Genomic DNA, 22,464 nt, shown 5'->3' on the forward strand with positions numbered 1-22,464 from the left:
GTTAAAGTGAAAAAATACTTAATAAAATTTTTGAATTTTGTCCATTTACAAACGATGGGTGGTCATCCATCCGGCTTAAGATAGCTTCTTTATACTTATCAAATACTGCCATATATTTTGTATCAGCTTTTGGATGAAGGTTGGTTAATAGAATTAAATCGTCATTGCTCTGTACTTTTATGCGTAGCTTTAGTTCTTGCCAATTTGAACAATCATAAACAACTTCAGATAGTACTTGCTGAGCCTGCTTCAGAGGAAGAGATATAACTTTTGAAAGTCTTTTAGCTTGTCTTTTTACGTTATCTAATTGTTCACTATTCGCTGTAGTCATTAATCAACCAAACACAACAAATACCAGCCCACCGCACTAGCATTGAGTTTTATTGGGAAATTAAATTCTTCTACAGAGTATATCCATTTGGTCCACGGTGGCAGATCGGGCGTCTCTGGAAAGCCTAGGACCATTATTACATAGAGCTAAGTAACAATAAAAGTCAGAAATCAGCAACATAACCATGCAATGAATATTAAGTTGTAGTAGCTCATATCTGATCTTAATGTTTAGGTGATAGACTAAACTTCATTTAACAGGCAGCACAGGAGGTGGTGGAAATGGTTTAAACCATTCCTCATGAACTTTGCAGTTTTCGCTGTTTGGCTCTGGGAATGCCTGTTTTACTCTAACGTGAAGCGGCATCGATACACAATTACCAAATATTAGGGCCTCACCCGGAACAGATTGCTTGATCTTATTTGCGAAGTCATCTGAAAAATACGGAAGGATGGCATAGACGTACTTCATATCTATTTCATTCTGTATTCGGTGAATTATGAAATTTGAGCATTGTGATAAAACTGTCTCAGATAATTCTGACGGACGTTGAGAAGATATCAGCAAATACAATGCGTATTTTCTGCCTTCACGAGCTATCTGTTCGAAAATATTTTCTCGGAGAAGGTATTTCGAATCTTTTTTAATATAACGGTGAGCCTCGTCTAGTACGAGATGTATAGGTCTTTCACGTCGTGCATTACCTTTTAGTTTTCTTCTTGAAGAAAAGTTTATTCTTGATGTTACAGAAGTTAATGTCTCCAGAGCATCTTTAGACAACTCGCTGGTATCGATAATTACCATGTTGGTTTGAGCTGGTACGGCTAGATTTGATTGCCACAGCCAATCAAGATAATTATTGATATTGGTAGTCTCTATTGGTGCTTGCCGCATAAAAGCACAATCTGGGTTGTCTAAGAAAAAATCTAATCTTGTCATCATCGTAGAGGTATATTCCCTTACTCGCCCATTACCTCTAGCATCTTCTTCCAGCAATGTTAAATTTGCGGCCTGCTTCAAAAAGCGATAATCAAAATATTCTTCACCCGATGCTCTGAAATCCATAACCTCTCGAAGAGTAGCATCGTCAACTTTATTTCTCACTCCCTGTAAAGCCTTCTTCAGCTTGTCTTTATTTTCACCAAAACTGATTGTGCAACTGGAATACAGGTTTTCTAAGTCGGTCAGTATTCCTTCATCCGTGCAGGCTCTATTCAGGTTTGCATCAAGCTTAATAAGGTTCACAATCCCATAAATGATACTTTTTGCAGCAGTGATGATTGCTGTTTCGCTATCTCCCTGTGCATGCAGAGTATGGAGCAGGTTGCAGATCTTAAATCTAAGATAGTTAATTAACTTTTGCCTCTGCTCTCCATCACGAGTTGAGATCATATAAAATTTATAGCTTTCCTGAAGCACTTTGTCCCAGAAAGGACGTTGGGTCGCATCCGTCGCCATCAGAAATGCACTCCACTCATCAATGTTCATGAGAAAGTGGGGAAGATAAAACGGCTCAAAGCCTTCTTCTGCTTCATTAATGTTGGGTTTGAGAAGCCTTACTTGTAAATTGGGGCCTATTTCATGTCCAGTAAAGGCATTCTTATATTCTCCATTCACATCAAAAATCAATATCCGCGAACCAATGGCAGAGTTATCTTTTTTCTTGTGAATGTCTTGGATGATGTGCGCTATTGTATTTGACTTACCACTGCCAGAGTTGCCCAACACTGCCGAATGAATATTGAAAAATGCATTGACTGATATGTTTATTGGGTAGTTGATTAAGTTTTTACTCTCACCTAGATAGAAACTTTGGTGAATCGACGCGTTCAATTCCTTGTCTTTAGTTGTATGAAGAATAAGTTCCATATCTTCAAACGTAACTACAGTTACCTCGCTGTAAATACCGGGGAAAATTCCTACACCAAGATTAAATTTTCCAGTTCTTGTGATAGTGCCGACAGGTTTTAACAACAGTTCCCTATTGCTATCAATGTCGTAAGCGGCAGAGTCTAATTTCATATCGCTATCAAAAATTGACACAACTTCACATATTAACTGCTCACCAACTGAGTTTGTTGTTTTTAGATAGCTACCAATGTTGCCAAAATAATAGACCACACCAGCGAGGTTTATAGAATTACCTCTAATGTCTGAAGAAATTTTGACTCGGAACTGGTTGAAGTTTACTGAAGTGATCTTTCCAATTTTCATTTTTTATCCCCGACCGCCTTCATTGACTTTATAAACTCTTCTAGTATTTCGCTATCCTTACTACGGTCTAAATCGGGAATGAAATTATTCACAATGTAATTGAAATAATGAATTTTTTCTTTTTTAGGATCTGAGTTTTCATCAATAGGAACTTCTACCTCTCCTGATATTTGATAAATACGTCGGTCTGTCAGTCTTGTAAGATTTTCAGACGGATGATAATTACCAAAAATAACCACACTAAGGCTGGAGTTTGCTGCGAGTGCTGCATAGATAGCATTGTTGATATGTTCATCACTAAAGCTATATCCAATTACTATTAATACACCATGCTGGAGTAACAATTTGTTTTGAAATTCTCTGATGAGATCTGCATAGGGTGAACCTAAGCTCTTGTTTTGTTTCAATGGTGTGGGGTAGATCAGTACATTTTTACCATTAGGTTCTTGATTCGGAATAACGTCAACTTCTTTGATATTAAAAAACGAATTGTCATCCGACTCTATCCAACTAATCGAGCCATGTAGCTTGTAAAGATATACCATGTTTTCTAATGGCTCATACTTTTCAACGCTAGGATCAACTTTTCTGGAAAAGGTAAAGGAGAAACGTGCAGGATTAAACGTGCGCGACAAGCCACTACTAAAACCATTATTGTAGTTAATGTTGAGAAAACCCAACGCTGTTTCACTTAACAAATCATTGTTTGTCGTAAATACATTAACCCTAGCTAAATCTTTGTTTCTTAGAGCTAGTTTTTGATAAAGTTTTTTATATAAATCGAGAGAAAGCTCTGCCTGCGCTGAGGTGCAATCTATATTTATAGATGAATAGATCTCAGTCTCTATAAGGTTAATTAGGAAGTCATTGAGGCTATCAGATTGACCGACACCTTTTAGGTATTCACGCTTTGAGTACAGTGTACCAAGTATGTTTTCTAGGTTCTTTGGAGAAACATCTTTCGCAGATTTGAACCGTTTTTTTAACTCATCATGCGATGGGTTTTCTGGAAGAAAAGCTAACTGGGTCATAGTTTGTGTAGCTTCTACTTTTTCAGTTACTTTACCAATTAGTGGTGCCATTGCAGGTATGGCATCAGAACTTGCACCAGCACCCAATAAAAAGTGAAGATTTTTTATGTTGGTAAGATCAGAAAGTTTACTCCTGATTTTTTCTATACCATCTGCAACACTATCATTTTCGCCAAACAAACTCTCCTGACCTTGTCTGAATATAAGGTAGTCTTTCGCAAATTTCTTATCTTCACTCATGACATCAACTCCCTTTAATTAATTTTTACTCATCGCGATTCCTGAATGAGAAACTGAATCCGGTAACTCGATAAGATACTTTTTTCTATATTTAGTATGATATTAGGTGGTATTACGAATAAAAATACAAGACCTATATTTAATCAAATGAACAGACAAAACTTATTCAAGCTCATCAACTTAATCCAATACATTCAAACCACTTCAATTTCCGTCAATCAATAGCCTTTAAGCTTCTATACTCTTCAAACGCAAACCGATCCGTCATACCACTAATGTAATCGATTAATAATCGAGATCTGTAATACAACTCTAAAATTTTATCTTCATCAGAAACGGTTTCTTGTTCGTGTATGCTTTTCACGCTGTCGCTGTAATGGCGTTTATGTTTGTTGGACAAATCATGATACAACCTTGTCTCAATAGGACATGGTTTCAAAAACTCGGTTTTGGAAAGGGACTTAAATTTTTCATAATCTAACTTAAGAAGTGGCATATAAGCATCAAGTAATCCTGATATTATCGTATGGCCTTGTAACTCTAAACGCTCTACTTCTTTAGCAGAAAAAACATATTTAGAAGCAACATCTTTCAAAACTTCTGTTGCTAAGTGAAATTCATCATTGCCATCTAACAAAGACTCATCAAGCGTCCCATCGAACACAGCTTCATGATTTTCAATATATCTGTCAGATGCATAATTAGCTAATTCATTAACCAAGATAGTTCTTAACGTAAGAATGTATGAATGGTTCTTATTGTGAGACTCTGACTCATATCTCTTGTATGCCTTTTCAGCAAGATTTGGCAAATATCTTTTTTTGACTACTTCGTTATCAACTTCTTCATCATCTAAATAAGAATCCCATATATCGTTTATAGCTTTATGAAGCTGATCTACATTTAAAATGCCTTTATCTAACGCATCATCAAGATCTGCAATACAGTAAGAAATATCATCAGCAGCTTCCATAATGTATGTCAGCGGGAATCTATTGCCAGATTTAATATTTAAGTTATTTTGAAGCGCTTTAACGTACTTTTCTTCAGAGTAGTAATAACCGGGCTTTTTCTTTCGATAGTAATAACGATCACTTTTATCAGTAGGCTTTGGTTCGTAAGCAGGTCGGGTATATTTGATTAGACAGGCTACTTGTGAAAAAGATAGGTTTAAGTCTTGCAAACTATGTAGAAGTCTAATGGCTTGCGCGTTACCTTCAAAACAAAGCAGGTCTTTTACTAGTATATTATCCTTAACCTCATCCCCGAATTTTTCAGTGAAAACATTCAACAGTGACGTTTCAGACCACATGTTTATGGCTTCTTCTCCAAAATGACCAAAAGCTGGATTTCCAACATCGTGCAGCAAACATGCGATTTCAATAGCACTGGTAAAGCCATCTTTTTTATCGTCTAATCCTAAAGCTTTTAATTTTTCAGCTTCGTTTAACTTTTTTAAAACCAGTTTTGCGATATATCTACCAACTTGTTGAACTTCTAAAGAATGAGTTAAACGACTTCTAACCGCAGCATTGGATTCTAGAGGGAATACTTGAGTTTTTTGTTGCAACCTTCTAACAGCAGCAGAATTAATTGAACGCCCCCGATCTGACTCCATTTCTTCATCAAATGTTTCTTTAGGAGCCGTAGATGCTCGAAAGCGTTCATGCTTTAACTTTTCGTTATAATCCATACTGAAATTTCCCTTAATATTGTTATTACTCAAAATAAAAACTTTACAATTCCCACAAACATTATGAATGTTTGTTCAATATCTATCTCTGTTGGGGCAAGTGTCGTTAATTTAAACCAAGTTTTCGTTTTATATCGAGAGGTATGTCATTCAACAACCTTCCATACAGCTCTTCACAAGTATTCTGAAGTAATTTTTTATTTTCATTCGTTAGTTTTATAGTACTGTTTTTTAACTCTTCTTTAGTCTTATGCTGATAACCTTTGTTAGGCTTATCTAATCTAGCTTCTTTAGATTTATGTAGCTCCTTATTTGTCTTATCATAGTATTTGGTCAACGCTTCAGAGAAGGTATTACTATTAAACAATGGCTGAGACTCTTTTCCAATTTTTCTACCGACTTCTGCCTTTGAAATAGTCCAGTACTTTTTAACCTCATAACTTCTTTTATTAGGATGCCCACTGATGTAGCGTAACTTTTCCTCTTTAAGATTATTTATCGCTTTGTAAGCTTCTTCAGCAGTGGGATGAAGCTTGATCCATTCTAACTTCTTATCTACTTCTGTACTCTCAGGCTCTTGGCTTCTTTCTTCTTTCAATAAGAAATCATCGTAATAATTATTACTCATTTGGGAGCCTCCTCAGAGCTGACAACCATTTCGATTGTTTCATTTAAGAAATCAATATATTTTTGATAAGGTGATACATCGTGATTTTTACTCAGTTCTTTTATACGTTTGAGTGCCAGCCTAACAGTCACTAAATGCGCCATTTTGATAAACAGAGGGAGGTTTGGGTTTCTACAAGCTTCGACATCTGGTTTGATATATACAACAATGCCGTTGAAGTTTCCCTCTTCGATATCACCGTTGATACAGCCCAAGCAAAGGCTAGGTTCAGCTTTGTGCCGCTGAGGTGTACCATCTTCTGAGCACTTAGCGTGGACAAATGTACCCTTTCGTAATACACACGTATTCCAAGGATTAACTTTAATATCGATTATTCTGTCATTCGAAACTTTGTTTGTTAGTTTTTCATACTCTCCGTGTGTTTTAACATGAGTAATAGCAACAGCTTTATTTATGAACCGATCAAACAGACCAGAATAATGCCTTCTTTCATCATTAAGACTCTTGATTCTATTTCTTACAATATGATTTATTGTTGTTCTCTTGGCGACCTGCATTAAAGCTTTAGCTTCTTTCCCCTTCAAATATGCCATGAAAAAACGTTCATCGATGTGTTTGAAATTTGCTCGAATAAACTTGCCTATGTCGCCTTTATATCGCCTCAAGACAGCTTCGGCCCATACATGCCTTAATGCGTGAGGAGTTGCGTTAAATATTCCAATTCTAAGTTCATCTATTATGGCTCTTATATCTGAATCGCTGATATTTTCACGAGTTACTCTTATGTATTCCAAAGTTTCTTGAGATAAGCGATTTTCGAGTATTTCAATTGCAATCTCATCAAGTTCATCATTGATATAACGTCTGATGGTTTCTGCAAAACGTAAGTGTTTCTGATCAACCGTATAACTTCGAGATATTAATTCTAGGACTTGGTTATCATTTCTCAGCTTATCTCTTAGTTCTTGTAGATTCTGAATTATTGCACTATTCAAATCGTATTTAGCAGACAAATACTGCTTTCTTTTAAATTCTACTAAATCACAATGAGTATCCTTAACCATTAGTAGTTCAAGTTCATCAAGTTCTAAAAACGTTACGTATTTTTCAGGAAAACTCTGCCAATGTCTTGCTACCATTCTACTGACATGACTCTCAATTAGCGTAGCTTCTCCAAGTGTGGCAGAAGTCAACGCAAAACCGTTGTCATTTGTTGCTGTAAAGGCAGACAATTGCTTAATTAGAATTGCAGTTGATAACGTTATTTCTCTTTCTAGTAATGTCTCGCCATTTGTCTTTGGTGAAATCCACTTAATATAAAATCTGAACGGTGAATATACAGCATCTGAAATTTCTTTATTAACAGCAGAATTTAACGATGATTCAGGAAAGCCATATTCACTCGCTCTCCAACCAGTATAAGCAACCATAGCCGTTACACCAGCAGCTTCGACATCCCTGAAAAAACTCCCCATTTTGACATTAGTTCTATCACGAAATAGATCTAAGTATTCGTCCAGAAGTGCAACTGCTTTCTCTAAATCTAAAGTTTGTTCGCTTAAAACTTTGTCACAATGCTCATCGAATTCTTGTAATGAAAAGTCGACCTTAAAGCCTGTGTTATCACTATTAATACTCGCAGCATATTCTGACAGTATATATTCTCTTTTTTTTAGCTGACTATCATAAAAGCGAGAAAACATCAGTGCTCTTACAAACTCATGTGAATCAAAACGAGTTTCATCTAATTTTAACTCTAATATTATTTTATTAAGCTTATCTATATTAAACGCATGATACTTCAAAACTATTTCGTTAAATTTAGTGGTAATTAAATTGCAGAGCTGCTCTTTATTTTCATTAAATAACGCATCCCATTTAGATTGATTTCCTTTCTCTTCTAAATCAAACCCTAGTTCAAAAACAGAACAACGAAGAGCTGTAGCAAAAACAATATGTTGCTCAAAGAAGCTTGCACAATAATCAACATAATGTTTACCCACATCCAAAGTTAAAAAATCAAATGTTCCTCCATTTTTGTAATCTGCCAAAGTCATACCCATTTGTGATAGACATGCTGAATTAAACGCCTTATTTAAATCCTCCTCATGGATATTAGTAACAACACTTTCTACACTATGAAGGCGTAAAGTTCTTGTAATACTTGATAAATTAAACATTTTAAATCGAGAGCCATAAGCGGGAGATGACAGGCGTCTAACAAAAGCTTTGTCTACAAAATCGTGAGTTAGAGTTAAACTAAAGAAGTCCTCCAGCTTGGATTCATCAAGTAATTTAATATTATTTTCTCGAAGATACGCAAAAAGCATTCTTAGCATTTCCAAATGCCAAACACTTCTATAGTCCAACGAGTTATTGTGCCTTTGCTGTAAAAAGAGCCACTTGGCAAAGTCTATGATCGTTAAATTAATAAACTCTCCGACTTCAAATTCAATTCTAATACTTGATTTAAATTTTAAAATTTCATTATTGAAGTCGCTAAAATCTAACGTTGCATACAAATTTTCTGCTCTGGCAGTGGTTGAAGAAAAAGGAATTACCCATTTATCACTTATAAAGGAAGCGTGTCCTTTAGGGTCAATTAAACGCAACATGTCATTACAATGCTCTACGAACCTAGATTTAGAGTTGTTGATATTGCTGACCGAACTAACCAAACTATTCACTTAGTAACCTCCTGTAAATGCGGTAAAAATAGGTGGCAGATCTTTCTTATACTTCTTATAAAGCTTCTGACCTTCAATGACCGTTTCTTTACTAAACAATCTGTTTGATAAAACCGTCTCTATCCATTCTGCCGTGGGTAACGCCTCTAGAAACAAATATTCTGGTGCGCGTTGAAAGATTTTTTGATGGCTGCGTTCTAATTCGCCTAAATAGTGTAAAAGCTTAAGAACAGTTTCAGGTGAATCAACAAGATAAATATTGTCAGGCAGACTACCTTCACTGCCTTCATTAGATACCAAGAAGCCAAGGCCGTTGACCTTGCCATTACTTTTGCCAGTAACTACTTTTAATAGCGCCAAGGTATTATCTGCTCTTAGTTTAATCGCTTGTAAGGCACTTTCTATTGTTGTGTTATATTCAGAAACTTCTGACTTACTGGGCCTTAAGACATTCAAAGAAATATCATTCATAACAGTGCGAGTGATTTTTCCGCAGTTATCTATCCAAGTTTGATTGTCTTCAGTACGATAGTTAGTACGTTCTGCCTCATTTGTATGAGAGTTGTAATTAGTAATTCGACTTGGGTCAAAGTTATCTGATTGAGAGTGTACTCTTGAGTTCTTTACAGCTTCAGAGCTAAAAATTCGAGTCACCGTTGGTGTTTCGCAATTTAAAAGCCAGTTAGTATTTTTTCTCTCATAATTCTCTTTTCGAATACCTTTTTCGCATATACCTACAACGCACTCGATGAATACGGGTGAAACCTTTTCTTTTGATAAATGGGTATTTATCACGTCACGAATACAAAATTTTCCCAAGAACTTGAAGAACAGTGAGATGCTTGCTGTTCTTCCCATCTTGGACTGTAATGAACCATCATTATCGATTAACTTACAATCAACTTTAAGTCTATCTGTTCGGTCATTTAGAAACGCTAGAATAGAAGTGCCTAATAACGAATTTCCTTCAACCGTTTCAAGATCATGGTAGCTTTTAGAGCGAGACTTAAAATAGTCTGATTCTATTTGAGTAACTTCCCCTGTTTGTCTTTTTGAAAATCTTAAATCACTCAATTTTATTTTAAACAAATCATTATATGGAACCGTTTGGTATGACATTAATAAAGCAAATAAGTAATTTTCCCCTTTAGAAATAGGGATCTTTTTATGTCTTTCAGATGAGTATTCTACTAGCTCTTGAATAAAGTCAGGATTAAATAAAAGTGAATAATCCGTGACCTGACGAAAAACTGTGACTCTTTTATTCGATATCTTTGTTGTTTGGGCTGCTATTTTTCCACCATCCCAAAATTCATCCTTCGCAAACTGATGTGCCTCTTCTACACATTGAGAAAAAATTAAAGACTCTAAAGCGGTATTAATAATGCTATCTGCTGTGATTCCAGTAAGGAGATTTCTCAGTTTCTCAAAAAATTCTCTTTGATTATTTAAAGTAGTATTTTTAAATGCCGCTTCATCTACACGAAACTGTTTACTTTTGCGACCTCCGCTATAATTATCTAGATGAGGGCGAATCAACTTCGCAGGAAAGTAGTTTGGTTTAACCTTTTTCTTGTGAAATAAATCAATAAGCGCGTGTTTTGCTTTATTAATTTCAATTAATGCGCTGCTTATTGTAATTTGGAATGACCGCATCAATAATTTTGGTGATCCAGCTCTTTGATATAGCTGTGACCCAACACCGATATCGTCTCTTCTTAACCAAGAGTGAAATCCAAAGTAATCAGTAAGTGTAGTTTGATCACTATCATCACTAGCTGCGGGTTTATTTTTTGATAGAAGATCTAGGTATTTATAATCATCTGATGCAAGTAATTCATTACCAAATGGTACATAATTAAGCGCTTTATTTATCAGTCGTATTAATTCAATCATTCCAGTGCTTTGAGTCTTCACTCCATCGTTTTTAACCCGGTAAGATTCAAAACACTTTAAAATGTTTACGCGATTTAATTGATCTACCTTAAGTGCATTCAAGTAACTCATGAATTTAGGGACGGTATAAGACAATGCTTGACGATTACCACTAGTCCCCTCATCAAGAACAAAAGTTATATAATTGGCAGCGTATAAAGCCGAAAATATTAATCGCTTCTCGTGTGATTCTAAATCTTCAAGAGTTACGATTTGCGACTTTGCACCCTCATATTCGGGAACAATAAATTTATCAGTCTCAAATGGCTCAAATTCAACAGCTCTAACCGTTTGTTTACTTGAAAACTCTGCCAGCATTTCAGCTTGTTGTTTTAATAAGCTCGCTTCTACACTATCCATTTGAGCACTCCAAGTATGATTTTTCTTGATCAAGCTTTTCTTTTACAGACCTAATGTATTTTCTCGTTGTTGTCGGAGCATCTTTGCCTTGAGTTTCATGACCTAATAATTCTGCAACTAGTAAATATGGTCTAGATAAGTGCGTAACATTTTCAAGCTCAAGTCCATCCTCTTCAACCGCATCATGAAACTTATCAGTACCGTAAGAATGTCTAAGGATGTGGTATGTATGTTTTTCGTCTAACAAATGAAGGTATGTTGGTAATAATCCTTCCTTTTGTTTGTCAATTACCAAAGCACGTGTATCTTTAAAATCTCTAGATCCTTGGTATTCCTTTATTCCATGTACAGTACGACTTGCAGGATCAGTCAAAAACAAACTATCTTCACCACAATCGGGTCTTTCTGTCTCGTAATAAAGTTTAAAACGCAACATGACGTCACGTGGAATATAAATCCACCTAGAAATGCCGCCAACACCACCTCTGCGGCCTTTAGTATATTTACCTTGAAGCCAATACTTGAACTCTTGCTTTTGTTTGTCTATGCGCGTATTGAGTTTTAATTCTGTATCTATTTCCTTGAAAAACGATTTCAGACCTAAATATGATTGACCACCAACTTTAAAGTCATTAAGTAATAATCCCATATTTTCCTGCGTACGTAGGCCACATTCTCCACCTGCCCGCAACGTACATTCTACTCGAAGACTTTTAGCATTGGCATAAAGTTCAGCCCGCATACGTGGAGACAGATACTTAATTACATTTCTTCTTTTTGTATTGTCCCTTGCAATAGATTTTTTATCGTCTTTTACACGGATCTCTTTAATGTTGGTAAACCCATTGAAAGCCAAATAGTTGTAGTAATACGTCAAGCCTGAAACTGCTTTCTCGACCATCTTCTCGCTGGTATTGCTCTCCAGAATCAAAACGTTATTTATATAATAATTGAGGATTTCTTCAGGTAAGTTATGGTGTGTACTTAGAGAAATTGAAGGTGAGTTTTCTGAATAACTTTCAAGCCACAACAGAAACTTTCTTAACTCGTAAAAGCATTCGGTAATTTTTGTTTTTGATAATGTTACTTTATTAAGCTCTGCATCTTTTATTCTTCGCTTTCCAGACCCATCTACCCATGTTAATTTGTATACTTGTCTATTTTTATAAAGTGAATGTAAATATAAGTTGGGTAGCAACAATGGAATACCATCATCGTCACACACCATCTTTGTTTTATATTTTTCACTTTGAAAGTTATACATCATCTATTTCTCATACCCAATCTAATTACATACTAATTTACCTTTCCAACAAAAGATACATTTTTATCTTTTTTAGTGGGTGTCCATTTCCTTTCGGTCATGGTGGTGAAATAGCATTAAACTACATGATGCGCGATCATGGTGGTTTTGAAGGTAATGCCCAAACTCTGAGAATTGTTTCTAAACTTGAGCCTTATTCTAATGGATATGGCATGAATCTAACCAGACGCACCTTGCTTGGCTTTATTAAATACCCAGCCTTTATTGATGACTTGTGGCACACCATTCCACCAAAAAGTGAACAGCGTAGCTTTATCAAAGCCGACCATTGGCGACCAGCTAAAGGTCTGTATCAAGATGATAAAGATATTTTCGATTGGATTATTGACCCACTGTCGAATAATGATAAACAACTGCTGAGTAGTCACTATAAGGTTGATGAATTTAGAGCTAAAACTCACTATAAATCAATAGATTCAGCAATTATGGAATTGGCTGACGATATTGCTTATGCCGTACACGATTTAGAAGACGCCATAGCCACTGAAGTTTTAACCCTTGCAGATTGGCAAAACCATGCCTTAGTACAATTACAAGAGTTAGACTCTGCTTGGTTAACAACACACTTAAGTTCGATTACAGCTAGACTGTTTTCCCATCATGAATATGAAAGAAAGGACGCCATTGGTGAGTTGGTTAACACCTTTATAATTAATGCCAAATTAATTGTACAAAATGCTGATTTTGAATCTGAAATATTACAGTACACTGTAAGTTTACCTGATGAATTTGCTGAAATTCTCAACGTGCTAAAGCATTTTGTTTTTAAACGGTTAATTCGCGAGCCAAAAATGCAGCAAGTTGAGTTTAAAGGGCAAAATCTGCTAATTGAATTATTTAGTGCCTTTGCTAGTGACCCCATGCGTTTATTACCTGAAACAACCCAAGACATGTGGCTTAACGCTCATCAGCAAGAAGATAATGCTATGCGTATAATTTGTGATTACTTGGCTGGGATGAGTGATGAATATGCCTATAAAACATATCAGAGGTTGTTTTTACCTACTTCTTGACTAGTTTTTGAATACAGCTGAAAACTGTTCTAAAATTAAACAGGTTATTAGAAAATAACCACTCCTCTTTGGATGCATTCTATTTAACAGGGATTGAAATGATGCTCAAAAAACACCTACTTTTAAGCGCTATAATGGTAAGTACATTTACCTGCTATAGCGCAGAACAACTTCCTGATCCGTTACTTGAAGAGCGAAATTTAATAATTAAAGATGCTTCTCGATTTGATTGGATACGACTAAACTCTGGTGAGTGGCTTAAAGGTGAACTTGTCTCAATGTATGATAAAGAGATCGAGTTCGATAGTGATGTGCTCGACACATTAATAATCGATCGTGAAGATGTCTACATGATTATCTCTGACCGCCACCATACAGTTCGTTTTAACGATGGGAAGGAGCTCAGCGGTGCACTTAATATATCCGGTGGTTTTATCAAAGTGGGTGAACAACCTGCTAAGTACCGTTATCGCGATTTAGTCTCTATTGCTCCTTCAGTAGAAAGTGAACTTAGTGCATGGACTATAAAATTGTCGATGGGTGCAGATTTAGCTCGCGGTAATACTGACCAAACTGAGTATTCTGTTAAAGCTGATATCAAACGCCGTACTGCATCTAGCCGTTTTTTATCTGAAATTTTGGGCTACCGGACTACCAGCGATAATCAAGTTACTAAAAACAACATTCGTGCTAACGGCACTTATGACTGGTTTTATACACAAAAAATGTATTACCGCCCTATTTTCTTTGAGTACTATCGTGATCCGTTCCAAAATATCGCTAATAAATACACTGTGGGCGCAGGTGTTGGTTACTATGTAATGGATACAGATAAAACAGAATGGGATTTTACAGCAGGGCCAGCATACCAAAAAACGCAATTTGACACTGTTGCTGAAGGCGAAGATAAAAGCAACTCATCAATGTCTTGGTTCATATCTACAAATTATGAATTAGAAGTAACCAAGAAAATTGATTTTTCACTTAATTATCGTTATTTGACGGCTAATAGTGACGCCGGGGGTGATTCACAATATGCAATGGCTGCGTTTGAATTTGAGATCACAGATGATATCGATTTTGACATGTCATTAGTATGGGATTACTTAGCCGACCCTATTGCCGATGAAAACGGTGTGGTACCAGAAAAAGAAGATTACAAAATGATTTTCGCACTGGGAATAGATTTATAAAAGTTAATTTGATGGATATATAAACGCCGAGCTTAAGCTCGGCGTTTTCAATGTTCGTTAAGCAAACACTTCCTTATAGCGATTTAATACCCATGTTATAGAGGGTAAAACCATAAATATCAGCATATTGGTCGATGATCTTACTTGTTGGCGTACCTGCACCATGCCCAGCATTTGTTTCAATGCGAATAAGATATGGGTTTTGTTTCGCACCTTTTTCTTGCAGTTCAGCAGCAAACTTAAATGAATGCGCAGGCACTACACGGTCATCATGGTCCCCTGTTGTCACTAAGGTTGCTGGGTAGCTAACACCCGCTTTAACATTGTGCACAGGCGAGTAGCCTTTTAAGTACTCGAACATTTCTTTACTTTGCTCACTGGTGCCGTAATCATATGCCCAACCAGCGCCGGCAGTAAAGGTGTGGTAACGCAGCATATCTAATACACCTACAGCAGGTAACGCGACTTTAAATAACTCAGGGCGCTGTGTCATAACCGCACCAACTAACAAGCCACCATTAGAGCCACCACGTACCGCCAGATAATCAGGTGAGCTGTATTGTTTTTTGTTTAAATACTCAGCCGCCGCAATAAAGTCATCAAATACATTTTGCTTCTTAAGCTGTGTACCATTTACATGCCAATCTTTACCGTATTCGCCACCACCACGAATATTAGCAACAGCATAAACACCACCATGCTCAAGCCATGCAGCAACTGTCGGGCTGTAACTTGGCGTTAAACTTACATTAAAGCCACCGTAGCCATATAAGATAGTTGGATTTTTACCATTAAGCTCAGTGCCTTTCTTGTACGAAATAATCATCGGAACTTTAGTGCCATCTTTCGATGTGTAGAACACTTGTTCTGAAGTATATTCTTCGCTGTTAAATTTAGCGCCTGACTTGCGATACACATCAGACTCGCCAGACTCAACATTAAACGAGTAAATGTTGCCTGGTGTGGTGTAATTAGTGAATGAATAATACAGTGTTGGTGCATCATGTTTACCGCTAAAGCCATATGCGGTACCCACACCTGGTAAGCTGATATCACGTACAAGTTTACCTGATTTATCGTATTGCTTTACTTGTGATATAGCATCAACCATATACTTAGCAAAGAAGTAATTACCGCCCTTTGAAATGCTCAATACATTCTCAGTTTCAGGGATTAAATCTTGCCAGTTGTCAGGACTTGGATCAGCAGCATCCACAGTAACAACACGCTTATTTGGTGCGTTTAAGTTAGTCACTAAATAAAGCTTTGTACCGTCATTATCTATAATTGATGTATCTGAGTCTGTATTATCTAAAATTGTCACTAACTTGCTATCAGGCTTAGTTAAATCTTTGATAAATAACTTATTACCTGATGTCGAAGTGCTTGCAGCAATAATTAAATAGCGATTGTCACGAGTAACCTCAGCACCAATATAGCGATGTTTCTGTGCTTCTGTGCCACCATAAATTAATTGGTCATCAGCTTGCGCTGTGCCTAATTTGTGATAATAAACTTTATGTTGATCCGTTTTTGCAGAAAGCTCACTTCCTTTTGGCTTATCGTAGCTTGAGTAATAGAAGCCTTCATTACCAAACCAAGAGATACCGCTGAATTTAACATCGACTAATGCCTCTTCAATAGGCTGTTTTGTTGCCGTATCAATAATAATGATTTTACGCCAGTCACTACCACCTTCAGAAATTTGATAGGCAGCTAAGGTGCCGTCTTCTGTAAAGGTTAAGCCCGACATTGATGTTGTTCCATCAGCACTGAAGGTATTAGGATCTAAGAAAATTTCAGCTTCTGAGTCACCTTTTTTACGATACACCACGTACTGATTTTGCAGGCCATCGTTTTTATAAAAATAAGTGTACTCACCTTCTTTAAATGGGGCTGTCACTTTTTCATAATTCATTAACTTTTCGAGTGTAGTTTTAAGTTCATCGCGATAAGGAATATTTTTTAGATAAGAAAAAGTAACGTCATTTTCGGCTTTTACCCACTGTGCAGTTTCGTCGCTCATATCGTCTTCTAACCAACGATATGGATCGGCTACTTTCTCACCGAAGTATTCGTCGACAACATTGCCTTTTTTAGTTTCTGGATAATTCACAGCAGCTTTAACCTCTGCAGTTTTTACTGTTTGTTCTGTTTTTGTAGGGGTAGATTCACCGCAACCCGCCAATGCAACAACAATTGCACATGCTAATGTTTTCTTGATCATAATCACTTTACTTTTAGTTATTGTTAATGAAATGAAAGTAAAATTAATACATTAGAATGTCTAGTTATTTGCGGTTAATCACGAAATGCGCTGTAAACCAATGTAAAAAAAAAAGCCACGCATTGGCGTGGCTCTTATAAACTTACACAAGTAAACACTCTTGAGATTATACTTTTGTTAACCAACCATGTGTATCTGCTGATTTACCCCATTGAATATCATTCAGTGCTTGACGTAATTTAGCGACTTTCTCACCCGGCTCACCCGAACCTACTTTAAACTCTTGGTCGTTATGAATAAGCGTACCAACCGAAGTAAGTACCGCAGCAGTACCCGATAACGCTGCTTCAGTTCCTGGCTTAGCAGCTCTTTCAAGCAACTCAGAAACGGTAAAATTACGCTCAGATACCGTCATACCTAAATCTTTCGCAATCGTTAAAATACTATTACGCGTCACGCCGTGTAAGAATGTGCTATCAAGCGCTTTTGTGATGATTTCATCACCATCAATTAGAATAAAGTTTGCAGCACCAGTCTCTTGAACATCGCCACCTGGGCAGAACAAAATTTGGTCTGCTTGATGTTCTGAACGAGCCTCTAAGATTGGGCCTAATGCACTTGCGTAGTTACCACCACTTTTAACCATACCCATGTGTGGAGCACAGCGCATGCCGTCTTCTTCAAGTAATACGCGTAATGCCGTTGCACCACCTGAAAAATAATCACCCACTGGCGAAAGTAATACATAAAGAAGTGAGCTCATTGACGGTGCAGCGGCTTTACCAATTGCTGCTTCTGTACCAATGTGAGTTGGGCGAATATACATAGAACCCGGAGGTGTTGGTGTTTCGTCTGCGTACTCTTTTACAATGTCTTTGATCATTTGCTCGAGCATGCTTTCTTCAAAGTCAGGTAAGTTTAGTAACTTAGAGCTTTGTTTCATACGAGCAATGTTAGCATCCATACGAAAGATATAGACCGAGCCATCTTCGTGACGAAATGCTTTTAATCCTTCAAAACAGGTGCTTGAGTAATGTAATACGTGAGCACCCGCATGTAATTCGATTTTATCAGATGGGACCAGCGCGCTTTCACTCCATGAGTTATCAGCAAAACGTGCTTGGATCATTTGTGGCATAAATACAGTACCAAATGCGGCCATTGTTATTCTCTCTTGTTTGGACTACTTTTACCCCATTGTAAGCTAATCTATCCCCGTTTAACCATAGCAAACTAGTGCCTTTTATAGATTATAGTGATAATAATTCGACCGTTTGGTACAAAAAATGTGCAAGCCATGTTGCACATGGTTTACTGAGAATCATTTACTAATAAATAATAGCGAATTATCGGTAATTCATTTTTGCCGTTAGCCGATTAAAGAAGCTCGGAAAGAAGCGTTTAATGGTCGGTGCTAAACCACTTATGCCTTCACCAATTACAACCTCATCTTTTTCAGCTTCAATGGCTTTAATCATTTTTGCAGCGGCTTTAGCGACATCCATGCCGTTCTCAATTGAATGCTCTGGCTTATTTTGTGGCTTACCTTGGCCATCTAATGAGTTATGTGCAATGGCTGTTTTAATTGAACCTGGGCAAATGGTCAGGCAATTAATGTTTTTATCAGCTAATTCTGCTCTTAAGCAATCCATGAAGCCGACTACCGCATACTTAGAGCCCGAATAACCAGTTCTAAACTTCGAACCAACTTTACCTGCGACACTGCTAATTGAGACCACCATCCCCATACCTTGCTTCACCATTTGCGGTACGACCGCCTTAGTTAAGGCAATTAAACCAAAGTAATTCACTTCCATCAGTTGGCGATAAACCGTAAATTCATTTTCTAAAAATAAGCTACGCTGCGACACCCCACCGTTATTGATAAGCACATCAACTTGGCCAAGTCGCTCTATCACCGTAGGCATATCTTCAAGTAAGGCTTCGGGTTTTGCCAAATCAAGGGGGACTACGTGATGATTACCACCGAGTCGTTTATTCAGCTTATTGAGTTTATCTTCATTGCGGGCAGACAATATTAGCGTTGCTCCTTTTGCCGCCAGTTGCTCACAAAGTGCTTCACCAATTCCAGAAGATGCCCCAGTTACCCAAACTGTTTTACCATTTAATTGCATATGTGTTCCTTATTATTGTTGTTATGCTTTGTTAGGCCCAGCATGTTGTTCGATATAATCAGCAATATCTTTATAAAAACCAAGCATAATCAAGAACTCGGCTAATACAAATAAAGGCCCTATTACCAAACCAATTAAATCGTCAACAAAGGCTGGCTTTTTACCTTCAAAATAATGACCAATAAACTGAAAAACCCAACCAACAACGAAACTGCCAATACTTACGGCTAGCCATAATTGTGTTGAAAGCGACACCACAGGCTCAGCAGCAATGCTTAACACACTTAAGCATACAGCCATAATTAACCCCATCGATAAACTAAGCATTAAGTAATAGAGACAAGTGAGCCCAATCACCACGGTTGCTAAAGAGATGACAACAGGCTCAGAGATAAGCGTGACGCGTTGCAATAAACAAATAATTGCAAACACAATTAATGGAATGCCAATAAAGTGGGTGTAAATATTGCGTTTAGAACGGTGATAAAGGGCGTAATTTGTCAGTTGTTGTTTTAATGTTTTCATTATATTTTCCTGCCAAAACTGTGTTCAAAACTCAGATTAGCAGATAATTTACTAGCAAGAATGTCAACTATCCGACATTTTAACTAGCTCTATTAAACTCGCATATCAAATCAGCGCATCAATTATCTTGCCTTTATCGGCCTCTGGCTGCATATCCATGCGTTCGCGTCCTTTTTGATATTCTTCATCAAGCATCGCTTGCAGCTCATTCATTTTTTCTTGCAGTGCTTTGGTGTCGGCACCTTGTTGCTGCATTTGTTCGGCAAGTTTTTCTATTTGCGCTTTTATTTCGTCAATTTTCTCTTTATCAACCCCGAGTCGCTGATAAACCAAGGCTTCTTGCGCCTGTGCTAGAAAAGAGCTGGGCTGTGAGTGCTTTTGCAACAGTTTTTGTGCTGAAGATGCAGGCGTATGCATGGCCTTCACACCCTCAGGGCGGGCCGTTTGCGAAAGCTTAGTAGCAGCCGAAGTGTGATAAGGGTTATATTGATTATGAAACGTAATTGCCACAAGTTGTCTTCCGTTTAAGCTTGATTACAGCTTTGTAGCAATTTTAGTTCCAAACTAGCATTGAGATTGCAATTTATCGATATCAATTATTTCAATCGTTTGATATTTAAGATTAATAATTGAATCAGCTTGCAGGGATTGCAAAATTTGATTAACAGTTTGCCGTGTTAGATAGGTCATATCGGCAAGTTGTTGCTGAGTAAGCGGCAAACAGTTTTGTAGTGATGACTGATAAAGCATGTATAAGCGCTTAATCACCTTTTGCTTTGCCGTTAGTAATGCGTGATCTTCTAATGAATCAAACAGATTTCGCACTTTGTTAGTAAGCAACAGCCCAAAATCATGCCAATAAGCGGGATGATCTTGTAATAACTGAGTTAATGCCCGTTCTGATACGTGTAAAAGCCTTACCGTAGTTTGTGCATACACATCGTGGGTGCGTTGACCACCATCAAACAAAGCAACTTCACCAAACCACATTGCACTGGTTACAAAACTGAGTACAGCTTCTTTGCCTTGGTTATTAACGCCAGAAACTCTAAGCACGCCATTAATAACACAATACAGACCATTATTTTCATCACCACGCAAAAACAATGCATCACCGGCATTTAAGGTGATTAATTTAGCATTTTTTACTAGCTTGTCCCTAAATAATTGTGCTCGATTTTTAAACCATTTATCTTGGTTAATAACCGAAAGGTCTTGTTCATTCAAGTGTTTATCCTTTACATTGGTGTAGTGTGCATATATCCAAGCCACCTCAAAATGCAGAATTCAGCGTTTCACAGGTGCTTAATATCAAGGCGTTACTTTGCAAGAATGGCATTCCCTTTTAAGAAGTAACAACGATGAGAGTAAGTGCCTGCGAAGCGCCCAAAGGGTTGGTTTAAAAGCGATTTATACTGCGTTATTGATTTTAACAATAGAACATCTATTACTTGCAATCAATGCCTTGCCTAAACCGCTTTTATTTCCAACTGAAACTCGTATTTTGAGGTTGTTTGGATATCTAAATAATAAAAGGATACGGGATGTTAAACAAACTACTTTCGACCAGCCTACTTCTCAGTGCTATTTCTACCCCTGCATTTGCTAGTGATATTAATACTGAACTTAAATCTGCAAATAAAAGCGTCAGCGAAAAAGTCATTAAATGGCGCCGACATTTACACCAAAACCCAGAACTTAGTAACCGTGAGTTTGAAACTGCCAAATACGTAGCTAAGCATTTACGCTCTTTAGGCCTTGAAGTGCAAACAGGTGTTGCTCATACAGGTGTCGTTGCCAAACTGAAAGGTGGTAAAAAAGGTCCGCTTATTGCGCTGCGTGCTGATATGGATGCATTACCTGTTAAAGAGCAAGTAGATTTACCATTCGCGTCAACTCAAACGGCTGAATACAAAGGTAATACAGTTGGCGTAATGCATGCCTGCGGTCATGATAACCATGTGGCTATTTTAATGGCGGCAGCGGAGTCTTTAGTTAAAATTAAAGACCAACTAGCAGGTGATATTCTATTTGTCTTCCAACCTGCTGAAGAAGGTGCTCCAGAGGGCGAAGAAGGCGGTGCTGAGCTTATGCTTAAAGAAGGCTTATTTAAAGAAAAGCCAGAAGCCGTATTTGGTTTACACGTAACCAGCTCACTTAATACCGGACAAATTGGTTTTCGTGAAGGGCCGTTAATGGCCAGCGCCGATAAATTTACAATCACAGTAAAAGGCCGCCAAACTCACGGTTCTCGTCCTTGGAATGGTGTTGACCCAATTGTAGCTTCATCACAAATTATTATGGCAACTCAAACCATTGCTTCACGCCAAGTTGATGTAACCAAAGCGCCTTCAGTGGTTTCATTTGGTGCCATTAATGGTGGTATACGTAACAACATCATCCCAGATCAAGTTGAAATGGTTGGCACAATTCGTACCTTTGACCAAGAAATGCGTGCTGACATTAAAAAACGTTTAGCTAAAACCGCTGAGATGGTGGCTGAATCTGGTGGCGCAGAAGCGCATGTTCACATTGACCATGGTTACCCAGTAACAGTGAACGATGTTGAACTTACCAAGAAAATGGCCCCAACACTTGCAGGTGTGGTTGGCAAAGAAAACCTGATCACAACCCCACTTATCACAGGTGCAGAAGACTTTAGTTACTACGCCTTAGAAACACCAGGAATGTTCTTTTTCTTAGGTGTAACACCAAAAGGTCAAGATGCTGTTACAGCGCCAAGTAATCATTCACCACACTTTTTTGCAGACGAGAAAGCTTTACAGCTTGGAGTAAATGCAATGACGCAATTAGTGATTGATTACCTTAAATAATCAATACTCTCATACCTGCGGGTAACATCATTACCCGCCCTATTTTCTTATCTGTTCAGCATCAATAAAGTTCATTTTGCTAAGGTTAACTTAC

16 protein-coding genes and 1 pseudogene are annotated in these 22,464 nt (G+C 37.4%); 3 read left to right on the top strand and 14 right to left on the bottom strand.

What is annotated here, in order from left to right; all coding sequences use genetic code 11:
• Nucleotide 1: 1 nt before the first annotated feature.
• The 8 genes from EVU92_RS13590 to EVU92_RS13625 form a co-directional block, all read right to left on the bottom strand.
• Nucleotides 2–331, bottom strand: coding sequence for a hypothetical protein (locus EVU92_RS13590; RefSeq protein WP_130051671.1), 330 nt, complete (start codon nucleotides 329–331; stop codon nucleotides 2–4).
• 249 nt (nucleotides 332–580) lie between these two features.
• Complete coding sequence (locus EVU92_RS13595) at nucleotides 581–2,545, bottom strand: DUF87 domain-containing protein (protein ID WP_130051672.1); 1,965 nt, start codon at nucleotides 2,543–2,545, stop codon at nucleotides 581–583.
• Complete coding sequence (locus tag EVU92_RS13600) at nucleotides 2,542–3,816, bottom strand: SIR2 family protein (RefSeq protein WP_130051673.1); 1,275 nt, start codon at nucleotides 3,814–3,816, stop codon at nucleotides 2,542–2,544. The genes EVU92_RS13595 and EVU92_RS13600 overlap by 4 nt, the downstream gene beginning before the upstream one ends.
• 214 nt (nucleotides 3,817–4,030) lie before the next feature.
• On the bottom strand, nucleotides 4,031–5,509 hold the full coding sequence (gene dgt, locus EVU92_RS13605) for a dGTPase (RefSeq protein WP_130051674.1): 1,479 nt from the start codon (nucleotides 5,507–5,509) through the stop codon (nucleotides 4,031–4,033).
• Between the two features lie 106 nt (nucleotides 5,510–5,615).
• Entirely contained in the window at nucleotides 5,616–6,137 is a 522-nt protein-coding gene (locus EVU92_RS13610) for a hypothetical protein (RefSeq protein WP_130051675.1), read from the bottom strand.
• Entirely contained in the window at nucleotides 6,134–8,824 is a 2,691-nt protein-coding gene (locus EVU92_RS13615) for a hypothetical protein (protein ID WP_130051676.1), read from the bottom strand. Before EVU92_RS13615 ends, EVU92_RS13610 begins: the two co-directional genes overlap by 4 nt.
• Nucleotides 8,825–11,119: a hypothetical protein gene (locus tag EVU92_RS13620; protein ID WP_130051677.1), complete on the bottom strand. Its 2,295-nt coding sequence runs from the start codon at nucleotides 11,117–11,119 to the stop codon at nucleotides 8,825–8,827.
• A complete protein-coding gene (locus EVU92_RS13625; protein WP_240701318.1) occupies nucleotides 11,112–12,386 on the bottom strand; it encodes a hypothetical protein in 1,275 nt (424 codons plus the stop codon). The genes EVU92_RS13620 and EVU92_RS13625 overlap by 8 nt, the downstream gene beginning before the upstream one ends.
• Nucleotides 12,387–12,472: 86 nt before the next feature.
• On the opposite strand from EVU92_RS13625, the pseudogene EVU92_RS13630 reads away from it, so the two are divergent.
• Nucleotides 12,473–13,456, top strand: a pseudogene (locus EVU92_RS13630) (anti-phage deoxyguanosine triphosphatase); the annotation flags it as partial.
• Nucleotides 13,457–13,590: 134 nt separating this feature from the next.
• Nucleotides 13,591–14,649 carry a DUF481 domain-containing protein gene (locus EVU92_RS13635; RefSeq protein ID WP_168990022.1) on the top strand — a complete coding sequence of 353 codons (1,059 nt, stop codon included), beginning with the start codon at nucleotides 13,591–13,593 and terminating at the stop codon, nucleotides 14,647–14,649.
• A 73-nt stretch (nucleotides 14,650–14,722) separates the two neighbouring features.
• Here the strand turns inward: EVU92_RS13635 and EVU92_RS13640 are convergent, their stop codons facing one another.
• From EVU92_RS13640 to EVU92_RS13665, 6 genes are all read right to left on the bottom strand, one after another.
• The gene (locus EVU92_RS13640) at nucleotides 14,723–16,876 is read right to left on the bottom strand and encodes a prolyl oligopeptidase family serine peptidase (RefSeq protein ID WP_130051681.1); all 2,154 of its coding nucleotides are present in this window, start codon (nucleotides 16,874–16,876) and stop codon (nucleotides 14,723–14,725) included.
• Between the two features lie 166 nt (nucleotides 16,877–17,042).
• Entirely contained in the window at nucleotides 17,043–18,044 is a 1,002-nt protein-coding gene (locus tag EVU92_RS13645) for a branched-chain amino acid aminotransferase (protein ID WP_256854557.1), read from the bottom strand.
• A gap of 178 nt (nucleotides 18,045–18,222) precedes the next feature.
• The gene (locus EVU92_RS13650; RefSeq protein WP_130051683.1) at nucleotides 18,223–19,011 is read right to left on the bottom strand and encodes an SDR family oxidoreductase; all 789 of its coding nucleotides are present in this window, start codon (nucleotides 19,009–19,011) and stop codon (nucleotides 18,223–18,225) included.
• Nucleotides 19,012–19,032: 21 nt separating this feature from the next.
• The gene (locus EVU92_RS13655) at nucleotides 19,033–19,536 is read right to left on the bottom strand and encodes an Mpo1-like protein (RefSeq protein WP_130051684.1); all 504 of its coding nucleotides are present in this window, start codon (nucleotides 19,534–19,536) and stop codon (nucleotides 19,033–19,035) included.
• Nucleotides 19,537–19,641: 105 nt separating this feature from the next.
• On the bottom strand, nucleotides 19,642–20,046 hold the full coding sequence (locus tag EVU92_RS13660; protein ID WP_130051685.1) for a hypothetical protein: 405 nt from the start codon (nucleotides 20,044–20,046) through the stop codon (nucleotides 19,642–19,644).
• 54 nt (nucleotides 20,047–20,100) lie between these two features.
• Nucleotides 20,101–20,763 carry a Crp/Fnr family transcriptional regulator gene (locus EVU92_RS13665; protein WP_130051686.1) on the bottom strand — a complete coding sequence of 221 codons (663 nt, stop codon included), beginning with the start codon at nucleotides 20,761–20,763 and terminating at the stop codon, nucleotides 20,101–20,103.
• Between the two features lie 317 nt (nucleotides 20,764–21,080).
• Here EVU92_RS13665 and EVU92_RS13675 point away from each other — a divergent pair, with 317 nt between their 5' ends.
• The gene (locus tag EVU92_RS13675; protein WP_130051688.1) at nucleotides 21,081–22,370 is read left to right on the top strand and encodes an amidohydrolase; all 1,290 of its coding nucleotides are present in this window, start codon (nucleotides 21,081–21,083) and stop codon (nucleotides 22,368–22,370) included.
• The last annotated feature ends 94 nt before the right edge of the window (nucleotides 22,371–22,464 follow it).

Origin of the sequence: Pseudoalteromonas sp. MEBiC 03485 (assembly GCF_004195145.1) — a bacterium.
Lineage (GTDB): Bacteria > Pseudomonadota > Gammaproteobacteria > Enterobacterales > Alteromonadaceae > Pseudoalteromonas > Pseudoalteromonas apostichopi.

What these genes read in the sequence shown, in the direction of transcription:
- EVU92_RS13590 (WP_130051671.1), bottom strand. Translation starts at nt 331, where the DNA reads ATGACTACAGCGAATAGTGAACAATTAGATAACGTAAAAAGACAAGCT.
- EVU92_RS13595 (WP_130051672.1), bottom strand. Translation starts at nt 2,545, where the DNA reads ATGAAAATTGGAAAGATCACTTCAGTAAACTTCAACCAGTTCCGAGTC.
- EVU92_RS13600 (WP_130051673.1), bottom strand. Translation starts at nt 3,816, where the DNA reads ATGAGTGAAGATAAGAAATTTGCGAAAGACTACCTTATATTCAGACAA.
- dgt (WP_130051674.1), bottom strand. Translation starts at nt 5,509, where the DNA reads ATGGATTATAACGAAAAGTTAAAGCATGAACGCTTTCGAGCATCTACG.
- EVU92_RS13610 (WP_130051675.1), bottom strand. Translation starts at nt 6,137, where the DNA reads ATGAGTAATAATTATTACGATGATTTCTTATTGAAAGAAGAAAGAAGC.
- EVU92_RS13620 (WP_130051677.1), bottom strand. Translation starts at nt 11,119, where the DNA reads ATGGATAGTGTAGAAGCGAGCTTATTAAAACAACAAGCTGAAATGCTG.
- EVU92_RS13625 (WP_240701318.1), bottom strand. Translation starts at nt 12,386, where the DNA reads ATGATGTATAACTTTCAAAGTGAAAAATATAAAACAAAGATGGTGTGT.
- EVU92_RS13635 (WP_168990022.1), top strand. Translation starts at nt 13,591, where the DNA reads ATGGTAAGTACATTTACCTGCTATAGCGCAGAACAACTTCCTGATCCG.
- EVU92_RS13640 (WP_130051681.1), bottom strand. Translation starts at nt 16,876, where the DNA reads ATGATCAAGAAAACATTAGCATGTGCAATTGTTGTTGCATTGGCGGGT.
- EVU92_RS13650 (WP_130051683.1), bottom strand. Translation starts at nt 19,011, where the DNA reads ATGCAATTAAATGGTAAAACAGTTTGGGTAACTGGGGCATCTTCTGGA.
- EVU92_RS13655 (WP_130051684.1), bottom strand. Translation starts at nt 19,536, where the DNA reads ATGAAAACATTAAAACAACAACTGACAAATTACGCCCTTTATCACCGT.
- EVU92_RS13675 (WP_130051688.1), top strand. Translation starts at nt 21,081, where the DNA reads ATGTTAAACAAACTACTTTCGACCAGCCTACTTCTCAGTGCTATTTCT.